Raw genomic sequence first — 12,581 nt, forward strand, 5'->3', positions numbered from 1 at the left:
TCAGAGCGGGGCCGAGCGCCACCAGCGCAGCACCTCCTCGTGGGTGTCGACGATGCCGTCGGTGTACATCAGGTACTGCCCGCGCGATCCGCTGAACACGGTCACCATCTTCGGGCCGCTATCGGTGAATTTGTAGTTGGTGTAGGACTTTCCGCCGTTGGTGTCGTTGGACTTGGTGGCATCCTTGGGCAGATTGTTCACCGCCGCCTGGGCGTCGGCGGCCGAGTTGTACATGTAGATCGTGTAGAACGGGTCCTCGTTGTCGCCGCCGCCGAAGCAGTCCCACGCGTAGCCCCACTTACCGAAATCCGGTGTGCCGTCGGTCGGATTCGGCGGCGCGCTGGTCGTGTGCGAACTGCAGGTGGCGCCGTTGTACCCGGAGTCGCCGGCTGTTTCGGCCGGGACCAGGCTCGGGAACTCGCGGCTGATCGCCGCCACGCTCGCGGTCGTCGCGGGCGCATTGCTGGCGGAGGTGGCCGTCGCGGTCGCCGAGGCGGTGGCGGTGCGGGTCGGCGTCGTCTCCGGGTCGTCGCCCACGACGACGCCGATGACGGCCAGCAACGCGACCACCAGCACCACCGCACCGACGACCACGCCGACGATCACGCCCGCGTTGGACTTGCGCGGCAGCCCGCCCGGCCGCGGACCCATCGGCGTGCGCGGCGGCGCGTTGTACCCGCCCTGCGGGCCGTAGGCGTGCTGCTGGGCGTAGGGCGCGCTCGAATTCGTTTGCTGCGCAGTCGATCCCACCGGCATGGTGTGCTGGGCCAGCCGCGGCGCGGGCGTGATCGCCGTCGGCGCACCGGACAGCGAATGCGGGCCGCTGGCCTGCCCCATCTGATAGGTCGGCACCTGCGGATTGGACGGATGCATCCCGCCCGCCGTCGGCAGCTGCGGAGTGGAGGTGTGCGCGGTCGGGAACTGCGGCCCGGTCACCGGATGCAGACCACCGACCAGCGGAATCGCCGGCTGACTGCGATCCGTCAGCGCCTGCTGCGCGGCCGCCGCGAATTCCGAGCACGAGTTGAACCGGTCGTCGGGCCGCTTGGCCATCGCCTTGGCCAGCACCCCGTCCAGCGCGTACGGCAGCCCCTGCCGCACACTGCTCAGCGCGGGCGCGGCGGTTTGCAGATGACCCTGGATCACCTGCGCCGGGTTCGTCGAGGCGAACGGGCCGGTGCCGGTGAACAGCCAGAACAGCGTGCACGCCAGCGAGTACTGATCCGAGCGATGATCCAGCGGCGAACCGGTCAGCTGCTCCGGTGAGGCATAGGCGAGGGTCGCGGTGAAGGTGCCGGTCTGGGTGAGATGGCCGGTGTCATCGCGCAATCGGGCGATACCGAAGTCGGTCAGGTAGACCCGCTCGCCGCGCCCGCTACCGGACCGGGCCAGCAGAATATTGGCCGGTTTCACATCCCGGTGCAGCACACCCATGCCGTGCGCGTAGTCGAGCGCCTCACCGGTTTCCTTGATGATCTGCACGGCCCGCGCCGGCGGCAGCGACTGCGGCTCCACCGAGGCGGCGTCGATCCCGTCGATGAATTGCATGGAGATCCACAGCTGCTCGTCCTCGAGCCCGCGGTCGTACACCGTGACGATATTGGGGTGGTCGAGCCGGGCGACCAGATCCGCCTCCCGTTCGAACCGCGCCCGCACCTCCTCGTCGTGAAACATCTCCCGGTTCAACAGCTTCAGCGCCGTCATCCGCGGCAGCCGCGGATGTTTCGCCAGGTAAACCGAGCCCATGCCACCGCGGCCTAATTGCCGTTCGATGACATAGCCGGCGAAAACATCACCGCTGGCCAGCATGTCTTGCTCCACTTCCCGCCCGCACCGGGACCCACCGGTGCCAGGCGTACAGCACGAGAACGCGATCAGGGCGTCGCCCGACCGCGGAATACGGAAACCCTAGCAGTTGTCACACACCCTCAATGCCCGACGAACGGGTATCGCGGATGGGAGCCAGGGCGTTCCAGGCGACGATCTATAGCGAATCCCTATGGCGGAGTGTTCTGTTCGCCGGTGGGCGGGCGACCACGGCGAATAGGGGCATCGGGTAGCGCGATAGTGATGGGTCGCACAGTCCGGCGGGTGCCCGACGGCGGGCGTTGCGGCGCAGCACTTTCCGAGCGAGCGGGCGGGTCGGTTCGCGGCCGGTCGGCGGGACGCGGCGGGTCCGTGGGACGCGGCGGGCTGGCAGGACGCGGCGGATCGGTTCCCCTGGGTGGCAAGGGGTTTCGCCCTGAACTCGGGGGCGAAGGCCGCGGACCCGATGTCGGCGGCCTGCCCGCGACGGGCGGCCCGCCCGAAATCGGGGGTACTCCAGGCGCAACCGCTCTTCCCGGCACCGGCGGCCGCTGCAAGTTCAGCGGCATACCGTTCGCCGGCGGAACGCCCCTTCCCGGCGGAACGCCCGGGACCGGCGGAACGCCCGGGACCGGCGGAACTCCAGGCACCGGGGGAACTCCCGAGGTGTAGCCCGCGGCCGCGGGCGGATATGCCGACGGCCCAGGCGGATTCGGGTACATCGGGGGTCGGCCCGGCGGACCGTACCCCGTGTACGGATTAGTCGGCTGCGGTGGATGTCCCTGGTATGACCGGGTCGGCTGCGGGCCGTACCCGGGGTAGACAGGCGGCGCATACCCGGGGTGCGGCCAGGCCCCGGGATAGCCGGCATGCGGAGCTTGTTGCGGCGGCCGCCCCTGGGCCGAATGCGGTTGCGGCCCAACGGAAGCCAGCGCCTGCCGAGCCGCCGCCGCGAAATCGGTGCAGCAGGCGAACCGATCGTCGGGCCGCTTGGCCAACGCTCGCGCCAGCACCCCGTCCAGCGCGGGCGGCAGTCCGGGCCGCCCCTGCCGCAGCGACGGCACCGGCCCGAAGAGATGACCGTTCATCACCACCGCCGGATTCCCGCCGGCGAACGGCGGCGTCCCGGTGAGCATCCAGAACAACGTGCACGCCAGCGAATACTGATCGGCCCGGTGGTCCATCGGCGTGCCGCTGAGCTGTTCCGGCGCGGCGTAGGCGAGGGTGGCGGTGATCTGCCCCACCGAGGACAGCGTGTTGTCGGAGTTCCGCATGGCCGCGATCCCGAAATCGGTGAGCAGCACCCGTTCCGGCTGCCCGATCGGCGCCTTGGCCAGCAGGATGTTCGCCGGTTTCACGTCCCGGTGCAGCACACCGTTAGCGTGCGCGAAGTCCAGGGCGGCGGCGGTGTCGGAGATGATGTGCACCGCCCGCGCCGGGGCCATCGCGTCGACGTCCGCGCTGGCGGCGTCCGAGCCGGCCACGAACTGCATCGAGATCCACAGCTGGTCGTCCTCGGCGCCGCGGTCGTAGACGGTGACGATGTTCGGGTGATCGAGCTGGGCGACCAGGTCGGCCTCGCGCTCGAATCGCTGGCGGATCTCGTCGTCGCGGTACAGCTCCCGGTCCAGCAGCTTCAGCGCCGTCAGCCGGGGCAGCCGCGGATGCTGCGCCAGGTAGACGGTGCCCATGCCGCCTTGGCCGAGCACGCGTTTGACGACATAACCGGCAAAGACCTCGCCAGCATGCAACACAGGTGGACACCCCCTCATCGGGCCGAGCACGCGGATCCTACCGGTGTATCTCGCCGGCCCACGCTCCCGCAACAACTCGATTATCGCCCGCTCGCGCTGGTTTGTCGGTGGCCCGGCCTAAGCTCGGTCGCATGAAACTCGGCGCTCACGTGAGGCAGGACAGCGACCCGATCGGCCTGGGTGAGAAACTCGGCGCCGAAGTCGTCCAGTTCTTCGTTGTGGATCCGCAGAGCTGGGACAAACCGACACCGCATCCGCTGGCCGAGCAGATCAAGGCCAGCGAGATCGACGTGGTGATCCACTCCTCGTATCAGATCAATGTGGCGAGCACGAACAACCGGCTGCGCATGCCCTCGCGCCAAGCCGTGGCCCTGCAGGCCGCGGCCGCCGCCGAGCTGGGCGCGTTCGGCTTGGTCGTGCACGGCGGCCACGTCCGGTCCGACGCCGAGATCGAGGCCGGCATCGTGAACTGGCGCAAGCTGTTCGAACGCCAGCAGGACAAGGGCGGCTTCGCGGTACCGATCCTGATCGAGAACACCGCGGGCGGCAATCACGCCATGGCCCGGCATTTCGATTCCATCGCCCGGCTGTGGGACGCGGTCGGTGATTTCGGCGCCGGTTTCTGCCTGGATACCTGCCACGCCTGGGCGGGCGGCGAGGAGCTGGTCGGCGTGGTCGAGCGGATCAAAGCCATTACCGGCCGGATCGACCTGGTGCACTTGAATTCCTCGCGCGACGAGTTCAATTCCGGCGCCGACCGGCACGCCAATCTGTCCGAAGGCACCATTGATCCGGAGTTGCTCGCCGAGGTGTGCCGCACCGCGGGCGCCCCGGTGGTGCTGGAAACCCCGGCGGACGGCGTCGCCGACGATATCGCCTACCTGCGCGAGCAAGTCGGGTAACGGCTTTCGATCCGGCTGAGGGTAAACCTGTTCGGCCGGCGGTCCCGCTGGTGTGCTCGAACACAGCAAAACGTTCAAGCGAAAGGCACACCAATGTCCGTCGATTCAGCAACAGTGGTCAAACTCGGCAGCCGGATCGGCGCGCGCATCGACGGCGTCCGGTTGGGTGGTGATCTGGACGCCGATACGGTCGCGCTGATCCAGGATGCGCTGCACGAGCACAAGGTGATCTTCTTCCGCGGTCAAGACCAGCTGACCGAGGACGGCCAATACGAGTTCGCGGAGCTGCTGGGCACCCCCACCACCCCGCACCCGACCGTCACCTCCAAGGGCGTCAAGTCGCTGCCCATCGATTCCGAGTACGGCCGCGCCAACAGCTGGCACACCGATGTCACCTTCGTGGACCGCATTCCGAAGGCGTCGATCCTGCGCGCGGTGCACCTGCCCGAGTACGGCGGCTCCACCACCTGGGCCTCCACCGTCGCCGCCTACGAGTCGCTGCCCGCGCCGCTGCAGGCGCTGGTGCACAACCTGCGCGCCCGCCACACCAACGCCTACGACTACGCGGCCGACCGCAGCGACCGGCACGCGGCCAACGAGCAGGGCAAGGCCTACCGCGCGGAATTCGAGTCGACCTACTACGAGACCGAGCATCCGGTGGTGCGCGTGCACCCGGTCACCGGTGAACGCGCGCTGCTGCTCGGGCATTTCGTGAAGAACTTCGTCGGCCTCACCGCCGCCGAGTCGCAGGCGCTGTTCCAGCTGCTGCAGAACCGGGTCATCAAGCTGGAGAACACCACCCGCTGGAACTGGCAGCTCGGCGATGTGGCGATCTGGGACAACCGCGCCACCCAGCACTACGCCGTCGACGACTACGACGGCCAGCCGCGCCGTCTGACCCGAATCACCCTGGCGGGCGACATCCCGGTCGGCGTGGACGGCGAGCAGAGCACCATCATCGAGGGCAACGCCGAGCACTACTCGGTCGTCGAGCAGATCGCGGCCAAGGCCGCTTGAGAACCGGTCGGGCGCGATCCATGGGGATCGCGCCCTATCGTGGGCGCTGTGACGATGGAGATTCGGCCGCTCGACGGTGTGCGCGTTCTGGAACTGGGCAACTACGTGGCCGCACCGACGGCCGGGCGCATCCTCGGTGACTTCGGCGCCGAGGTGATCAAGGTGGAACGCCCGAAAACCGGTGACGAGCTGCGCAATTGGCGGCTCTACGGCGGCGATACCTCGATGCTCTACCGCACTATCAACCGGAACAAGAAGTCCATCACCCTGGACTTGCGAACCGATGCGGGACGCCGGATCGTCCTCGACCTGCTCGAGCAGTGCGACGTGCTGCTGGAGAATTTCCGGCCCGGGATCCTGGAGAAGTGGGGTCTGGGCCCGGAGGCGTTGTCCGAGGCCAACCCGAATCTGGTGATCACCCGCATCTCCGCCTACGGCCAGACCGGCCCGCTCGCCCAGCGCCCCGGCTTCGCGGCGGTCGCCGAAGCCGTCGGGGGCCTGCGCGAATTGGTGGGCGACCCGGATCGTCCGCCGGTCCGCGTGGGCGTCTCCATCGGCGACTCCATCGCGGGCATCTACGCCGCGTTCGGCACCGTGATGGCCCTGTTCCAGCGCGAGCGCGTCGAGCGAGTGCCGCTGGAACAGCGCATCATCGACGTCGCCCTCAACGAATCCATTCTCTCGGTCATGGAATCGCTGGTCCCCGACTATCTGGCCTACGGCATCAAACGCGAACGGGTCGGCGGCCGGATGGAGGGCATCGCCCCGAGCAACGCCTACCCGTGCAGCGACGGGGTGAGCATCATCATCGGCGGCAACGGCGATGCCATCTTCCAGCGCTACATGCGGGTCATCGACCGTCCCGACCTGGCCGCCGATCCGGAACTCCAGGACAACTGGGGACGCTGGACCAATCGGGAACGGCTGGACGCCTCGATCGCCGAATGGACCATCCGGCATACCCGCGACGAGGCCCTGAAGATCCTCGAGGAGGCCGCCATTCCCTGCGGTCCGATCTACACCGCCGCCGATCTGGTTGCCGACGAACAGCTGAAGTCGCGCAATATGATTCAGTCCTTCCCGGTGGACGTCGGCGAGCCCGAACCCAAGGAAGTCGGCTTCACCGGCATCGTCCCGGTCATCGGCGGGCAGTCGCTGCCGATCCGCAATGTGGGCCCCGATCTCGGCGAGCACACCAGCGAGGTGCTCTCGGGATTGCTCGGTCTGACCGAGCAGGAAATAGCCGCGCTGAACACCGGCGACGCGTAATCGCGCCACCCGCGCCCCGGCAAGATCAGCACGCCGACGTGGGGGCCGGTGCTCGCGCAACGCGGCCAACGCCGATAGGGTGCCGGGCATGAGTAGGCGGCGTGGACGCAGACGCCCGGCAGGACGCAGCAGAGGTGAGCTCCGTTCTCCGGCGCCGAGCAGGCCGACAGTGCATCCGAATCCGGCCGGCACGAATCGGAGATCCTGGGCAGGCGTGATGTGCGTACCCGCGCAGTCGCGGGAAGAGAAGTGACAGCAGTCCTGCGGGATGTGACCCTGCGCGACGGCTTGCAGCTCACCGGCAAGGTGCTCCCCACCGACCGCAAGGTCGAGATCGTGCGCCGTCTCCTGGCGCTCGGGGTCCCCGAGCTGGAGATCGGCTCCATGGCGCGGCCCGATCTGGTGCCGCCGATGGCGAACACCATGGACCTCGTCGCCGCCCTCACCCCCGAAGAGCTACAGCGCTGCTGGCTCTGGGTCGCGACGCCGCGCCACGTCGAGAAGGCCGCGACAGCGGGCGTGCGCAACTTCCAGTACTGCCTGTCGGTCTCCGACGCGCACAACATGGCCAATATCGGCCGCACCGCCGAGGACAGCGTGGCCGCCATGCCCGACGCGGTGCGTATCGCCCGCGAGGTGGGCGGCGCCATCCAGCTCTGCCTGGCCACCAGCTTCACCTGCCCGTTCGACGGCCCGGTCGACCCGCAACGCGTCCTCGCGATCGCCAACGACCCGCGCACCGACGGCGCCACCGACATCGTGCTCGCCGACACCCTCGGCCAAGCGCATCCGGCTCAGGTGAGCGCGCTGATCGCCGCGGTCCGCGCGCAAACCCCGAAGCGCCGCATCGTCTTCCATGGCCACGACACCTGGGGCATGGGCGTCGCCAACACCCTCGCGGCCATCGCGGCAGGCGCGACCATGGTCGACGGCTCGCTCGGCGGCCTCGGCGGCTGCCCCTTCGCTCCCGGCGCCAGCGGCAACACCGCCTCCGAAGACATCCTCTTCGCCACTCGCCCCGACTGGTTCACCCCCGCGACGCTGGCCGCCATGGTCGGCGTGACCGAGGACCTGCTCACCGAACTCGGCGAGCCGAACCGTTCACGCACCGCGGCGGGCGCCCGCTCCAAGGCGGATGCCTTCGAATGGGTCGCGCGCTAGCGAATTCCGTCGACTACCCGAATTGGTAGTGCACGTATTCGCGCACCGGTTCGAACCCGATACCCCGGTAGATCTTGTTGGACGTGGGATTGTCCGTGTCGGCGAACAGGCAGATGTCGAGCCCCTGCGACCGCAGCAGCCGCGAGACGTGCGCGGACAGCGCGGCAGCGTAGCCGTGGCCGCGTTCCGCCGGTGGGGTGTAGACCGGCCCGATCCGGGACCAGCCGTAGGCCGGCACCTGATGCGCGGCCAGGCAGACCGGGCGGCCCTCTCGCTCCCACAACCACCACCAGCCCGCCGCGATCCGCCGGCGCAACGCCTCGATCGGCAGGCCCGGACCGGTCAGCCCGACCTCCGCCTGCATGGCGTCGGACCACGCCACGCACAGCGCGATATCGGATTCCGTTGCACGCCGGGGCGATCCGGGCACCTGGGGAATATGCAGCGCTCCGAGCCGGTAGAGCCGCACGGCGTAGTCCTGTTTGTAGCCGACCCGCCGCAGCGCACACCAGCGTTCGGCGAAGGGCCACACCACTTCCGAGGGGCCCTCGACGCCACCCGCTTGCGAAATCACTCCGGCGAACGCCTCCGCCACCGCACCGGCGCTGTCCACCGGGAGATCACCGAGATAGATGTCGTTGCGGCCCGAGCGCGCAGCGACACCGGCGACCTCCCCGGCGTCGTCGAGCACCGACACGAACCACGACTGCTCGCCCGGCGCGTGCTTCGCACCGAGCAGGTTGCCGACGGCAGTCGCGATCACCGTGTTGCGCAGCGCGTTCTGGCGCAGGAACGGCTCCGCGCGACCCAGAAATTCGGTGACATCACTGGTGATCGCCGTCTGCCTACGATCACGTCCAGCCATCAGCCAATCCTGCACGGCACTAGCGGCTTCGGCAACCAACTCCGGGTTCGATTGTGACTCAATCGGTTTCGGCACGAACTCCACGGTCGTGTCGCAACTTGAGTAGCACCAGTCCGGCGGTGCAGGCCAGTATCAACCCGGCCACCGCGATTTCGACATGCAGCCCGGCGATGCCGAGCGCGGCGCCGACGACGCCGCCGATGAAGAACAGCCAGGCGAAGGTCCGCGAGAGGATCGTGGACAGACGCTGCGGCGGTTTCGACCCCTGGGGCTGCGATGGTGCGGTAGCTGCCGGATCGGCGGCTTCGGACTCGGCTCGCAGCGGAGTTGTCGAGTAAGCTCCCATCATCCACTCCCTCTAACCCGACTTCGATCAGAGTTGTTGTCGCAATAGGGTTCTCGAGCCCTCGGCAAATCTCTCATCTGGGTACAGGCGTCGCACACGTAACTTTGCTCACACACGCTACGACCACACCGGTTGGTTCGAGGACGACACGTGCCAACGACACGCAATAGTCATCATTTCGATATCTGAATTACGAGTATTTTAAATCGAAGTGTGAGCTGGTGAAACACCCGTGCCGTGGTAGCCGCAGTGCCGGACCTCGATTAAGGTGAGCCCCACTCGATTACACAGCAGGAGTGTCCCGATGGTGAGCAACAGGGCCAAGATCACCGGTCCGGCGATCGCAGCGGGGGCGGTTTCCGTCGGGCTCGTTCTCATCGGCGCGTGCGGAGTCGGCAAGCACGACACCTACGTGCCGCCCCCACCGTTGAAATCCGGACCGTCCGCCGCGATGGCCGTACAGAACGGAACCACGGTGACGGCACAGAAAGTCGTCATCCCGCCGTCCCCCACCTGGCAGGTGGCGCCGGCCGGTCCGCCGCGCCGCCCCGCGGGATATACGCCGATGACCACGCCCCCGGACAGCGAGATCGACATCCCGGGCGAAACCGAGACCAGCACGCGCCCGCGCACCACCCGGCCGACGACACCGCGCACCACCGAGTCCGACGAGCCGACCACCACTCGGACCCGCCCTCGGACAACCGAACCCGAGGAGCCGACGACGACCCGGCGCCCGCCGGTGCCGACGACGACCGCGGCCGCCCCACCTCCGGTCGAGGAAACGCCCGCGCCCACCGAAGCCGCCCCGGTGGAAGTCGTCACCCCGATCGAAAGCCCGATGCCGGCCCCGGCGCCCATCGACGCGGCGGTCCCGGTGGAAACCACGGACCCCGTGGCAACTTCGACGCCGGTGCCGCCCACCGAGTAGACCGCACGAAAAAGGCCGCCTTGTCAGCGCAAGGCGGCCTTTCTCTTTCGGGGTCCTACAGCTCCGGCTGGTCGTACTCGCCAACCGCGGCACTGAGCACCTGCAAATGCTCCAGCGCGCCACCGAGCGTCCGCTCGATCGCGGTGAGCCGCGCGACGTAGTGGCTCACCGGGTACTCCGCGGTGACGCCGATACCGCCGTGCATCTGGATGGCTTCCTGCCCGACGTGCCGGGCGGAACGGCTGACCTGCAACCGAGCCCGCGAGGCGATCACCGGATCGGCCTTGCCGTCGGCCAGGGCCGCGTTGGCGTACAGGCTCATGCTGCGCGCCAGTTCCAGCGAGACATACATATTGGCGGCCCGCTGGGTCAGCGTCTGGAACTTCGAGAGCGTGACGCCGAACTGCTTGCGGGCCTTCAGGTAATCGGTGGTCAGCCGCAGCGCCTCTTCCATCGCGCCGATGGATTCGGCGCAGAGCAGGGCCTGAGCGTGCACGATCGCCGTCTGGACCGCTTCGGCTGCCGCGCCCAGCAGTTCGGCCGGGGCGGAGGCGAACTCGATCTGCGCGCCGCGCTGCCCGTCCACCGTGCGGTAGGACTTGCGGCTGACGCCGCTGGCGTCGGCGGCGACCAGGAACAGGCCGAGGCCGCCGTCCGGCAGCGTCGCGCTGACCACGAGCTCGTCGGCGCAGTCGCCGTGCCCGACCGGGTTCTTGATGCCGGTCACGGTGTACGAATCACCCTGCGCCACCGCCTTGGTGGACAGTTCGGCCGCGGGCCAGCGGGTGCCCGGCTCGCTGTGCGCGAAGGCGAGCAGCTTCTCGCCCGCCGCGACCTCGGGCAGGATCCGCTGCCGCTGTTCGGCCGAGCCGACCGCCGCCACCAGACCACCGGGCACCAGGACGGCGTCGAGGAGCGGTTCGGGCGCGAGCCGGCGGCCGATCTCCTCCAGCACCACCATGGTCTCCACCGGTCCGGCGTCCATGCCGCCGTCTTCCTCGCTGAAACTCAGGCCCAGCACGCCCAGTTCGGCGAGCTGCCGCCAGACATCGCGGCTCCAGCCGAGCTCGGTGTCGGTGACCTTCAGCCGGGACTCCGGGTCGTAGTTGCGCGCCAGCAGATCACGGACGGTGTCCCGGAGCATGACCTGCTCGTCGGTAAGTTCGAAATCCATGGTGTCGCCTCACAATCCCAGGATCGTGGAGGAAATGATGGAGCGCTGCACTTCGCTCGAACCTCCGTAGATGGTCGTCTTGCGGTAGTTCAGGTAGCCGGGGCCGCTGTGCTGGGCCCATTCCGGGGAGGCGATGTCCTCGGCGTCCACCGGGAGCGCGTCCGGGCCGGCGATGTCGAGCAGCAACTCGGTGGCCGCCTGCTGCAATTCGGAGCCGCGCAGTTTCAGCACCGAGGAGGCCGGATTCGGCTTGCCCTCCTCGGAATTGGAGACCACGCGCAGCTGGGTGAGCTCCAGGGCGAGCAGCTCGTTCTCCAGCTCGGCGACGCGGGCCGCGAACAGCGGGTCCTCCAGCAGTGTGGTGCCCGCACCCGAGCGGGTCTGGCGCGCGTACTCTTTCGCGACCCCGATCTTGACCTTGGTGCGGCCGACGCCGGTGATGCCGGTGCGCTCGTTGCCGAGCAGGAACTTCGCGTAGGTCCAGCCCATGTTCTCCTCGCCGACCAGCTGATCGGCGGGCACCCGGACGTTCTCGAAGAAGACCTCGTTGACCTCGTAGCCGCCGTCGATCAGCTTGATCGGGCGCATGGTGACGCCGGAGCTCTTGACGTCGAAGAGCAGGAACGAGATGCCGGCCTGCTTCTTCGGGGCGTTCGGGTCGGTGCGCACCAGGCAGAAGATCCAGTCGGCGTACTGGCCCAGGGTGGTCCAGATCTTCTGGCCGTTGACGATGTAGGAATCGCCGTCGCGCACCGCGGTGGTGCGCAGCGAGGCGAGGTCCGAACCGGCGTCCGGCTCGGAGAAGCCCTGGCACCACCAGATGTCCAGCGCCGCGGTGGGCGGCAGGAAGCGCTCCTTGATCTCCTGGGAGCCGAACTGCGCGATGACCGGGCCGACCATCTGGGCGTTGAACGTCAGCGGCTCGGGCACCGAGGCCAGCTGCATCTCGTCCTGCCAGATGTGGCGCTGCATCGGGGTCCAGTCCTTGCCACCCCACTCCACCGGCCAGTTCGGCACGGCGAGACCGTGGTCGTTCAGGATTTTGTTTGCCGTGACGATCTGCTCTTTGGACAACTCGCGGCCGTAGCGGACGCGTTCGCGGATCTCAGCGGGGATCTCGGTCCGATAGAACCTTCGCAATTCGTCGCGGAAGGCGATCTCGTCGGGGGACAGGGATATTTTCATACAGGACTCCGTCCATGTCTCGTACTTCCGAGCCGAACTTACCCTCTGGTAATCGTGCGCTGTCAGGGGGATCACATGGAGACAACACGCAGGGGCGCGAGCGAGACGGGGAACTGGTACGTTGCTGGCGACGGGGTATGGGGACCCCCTGGTTTATTTCGAGGAGAATTT

Annotated in this window: 11 protein-coding genes; 5 read left to right on the plus strand and 6 right to left on the minus strand. The window is 68.2% G+C overall.

Annotated features, from left to right (window positions below):
• Together IBX22_RS11255 and IBX22_RS11260 are read right to left on the minus strand one after the other, a co-directional pair.
• Complete coding sequence (locus IBX22_RS11255) at positions 1-1,809, minus strand: protein kinase (protein ID WP_194815220.1); 1,809 nt, start codon at positions 1,807-1,809, stop codon at positions 1-3.
• 188 nt (positions 1,810-1,997) lie between these two features.
• Positions 1,998-3,560, minus strand: a complete 1,563-nt coding sequence (locus IBX22_RS11260; RefSeq protein ID WP_194815221.1) for a protein kinase — start codon at positions 3,558-3,560, stop codon at positions 1,998-2,000.
• A gap of 131 nt (positions 3,561-3,691) precedes the next feature.
• On the opposite strand from IBX22_RS11260, the gene IBX22_RS11265 reads away from it, so the two are divergent.
• From IBX22_RS11265 to IBX22_RS11280, 4 genes are all read left to right on the plus strand, one after another.
• Positions 3,692-4,462, plus strand: coding sequence for a deoxyribonuclease IV (locus tag IBX22_RS11265; protein ID WP_194815222.1), 771 nt, complete (start codon positions 3,692-3,694; stop codon positions 4,460-4,462).
• A 93-nt stretch (positions 4,463-4,555) separates the two neighbouring features.
• Positions 4,556-5,479 carry a TauD/TfdA family dioxygenase gene (locus tag IBX22_RS11270; protein WP_194815223.1) on the plus strand — a complete coding sequence of 308 codons (924 nt, stop codon included), beginning with the start codon at positions 4,556-4,558 and terminating at the stop codon, positions 5,477-5,479.
• Positions 5,480-5,533: 54 nt separating this feature from the next.
• Positions 5,534-6,748 (plus strand): CaiB/BaiF CoA-transferase family protein, encoded by a 1,215-nt coding sequence (locus IBX22_RS11275; RefSeq protein WP_194815753.1) that lies wholly within the window; start codon positions 5,534-5,536, stop codon positions 6,746-6,748.
• 249 nt (positions 6,749-6,997) lie between these two features.
• The gene (locus tag IBX22_RS11280; RefSeq protein ID WP_194815224.1) at positions 6,998-7,909 is read left to right on the plus strand and encodes a hydroxymethylglutaryl-CoA lyase; all 912 of its coding nucleotides are present in this window, start codon (positions 6,998-7,000) and stop codon (positions 7,907-7,909) included.
• A gap of 13 nt (positions 7,910-7,922) precedes the next feature.
• Here IBX22_RS11280 and IBX22_RS11285 read toward each other — a convergent pair whose 3' ends face one another.
• Both IBX22_RS11285 and IBX22_RS11290 read right to left on the minus strand, forming a co-directional pair.
• Positions 7,923-8,774 carry a GNAT family N-acetyltransferase gene (locus tag IBX22_RS11285; RefSeq protein WP_194815225.1) on the minus strand — a complete coding sequence of 284 codons (852 nt, stop codon included), beginning with the start codon at positions 8,772-8,774 and terminating at the stop codon, positions 7,923-7,925.
• Between the two features lie 58 nt (positions 8,775-8,832).
• Entirely contained in the window at positions 8,833-9,123 is a 291-nt protein-coding gene (locus tag IBX22_RS11290) for a hypothetical protein (protein ID WP_228538298.1), read from the minus strand.
• Positions 9,124-9,424: 301 nt separating this feature from the next.
• On the opposite strand from IBX22_RS11290, the gene IBX22_RS11295 reads away from it, so the two are divergent.
• A complete protein-coding gene (locus IBX22_RS11295; RefSeq protein WP_194815226.1) occupies positions 9,425-10,051 on the plus strand; it encodes a hypothetical protein in 627 nt (208 codons plus the stop codon).
• A 55-nt stretch (positions 10,052-10,106) separates the two neighbouring features.
• Here IBX22_RS11295 and IBX22_RS11300 read toward each other — a convergent pair whose 3' ends face one another.
• On the minus strand, positions 10,107-11,225 hold the full coding sequence (locus IBX22_RS11300) for an acyl-CoA dehydrogenase family protein (RefSeq protein WP_194815227.1): 1,119 nt from the start codon (positions 11,223-11,225) through the stop codon (positions 10,107-10,109).
• 9 nt (positions 11,226-11,234) lie between these two features.
• Positions 11,235-12,410, minus strand: coding sequence for an acyl-CoA dehydrogenase family protein (locus tag IBX22_RS11305; RefSeq protein WP_194815228.1), 1,176 nt, complete (start codon positions 12,408-12,410; stop codon positions 11,235-11,237).
• Positions 12,411-12,581 lie beyond the last annotated feature (171 nt).

Source organism: Nocardia sp. XZ_19_385 (genome assembly GCF_015355755.1).
Taxonomy (GTDB): domain Bacteria; phylum Actinomycetota; class Actinomycetes; order Mycobacteriales; family Mycobacteriaceae; genus Nocardia.

Coding starts and splice junctions, on each gene's coding strand:
- IBX22_RS11295 (WP_194815226.1), top strand. CDS start 9,425: ATGGTGAGCAACAGGGCCAAGATCACCGGTCCGGCGATCGCAGCGGGG.
- IBX22_RS11255 (WP_194815220.1), bottom strand. CDS start 1,809: ATGCTGGCCAGCGGTGATGTTTTCGCCGGCTATGTCATCGAACGGCAA.
- IBX22_RS11275 (WP_194815753.1), top strand. CDS start 5,534: ATGGAGATTCGGCCGCTCGACGGTGTGCGCGTTCTGGAACTGGGCAAC.
- IBX22_RS11285 (WP_194815225.1), bottom strand. CDS start 8,774: ATGGCTGGACGTGATCGTAGGCAGACGGCGATCACCAGTGATGTCACC.
- IBX22_RS11305 (WP_194815228.1), bottom strand. CDS start 12,410: ATGAAAATATCCCTGTCCCCCGACGAGATCGCCTTCCGCGACGAATTG.
- IBX22_RS11270 (WP_194815223.1), top strand. CDS start 4,556: ATGTCCGTCGATTCAGCAACAGTGGTCAAACTCGGCAGCCGGATCGGC.
- IBX22_RS11265 (WP_194815222.1), top strand. CDS start 3,692: ATGAAACTCGGCGCTCACGTGAGGCAGGACAGCGACCCGATCGGCCTG.
- IBX22_RS11300 (WP_194815227.1), bottom strand. CDS start 11,225: ATGGATTTCGAACTTACCGACGAGCAGGTCATGCTCCGGGACACCGTC.
- IBX22_RS11290 (WP_228538298.1), bottom strand. CDS start 9,123: ATGATGGGAGCTTACTCGACAACTCCGCTGCGAGCCGAGTCCGAAGCC.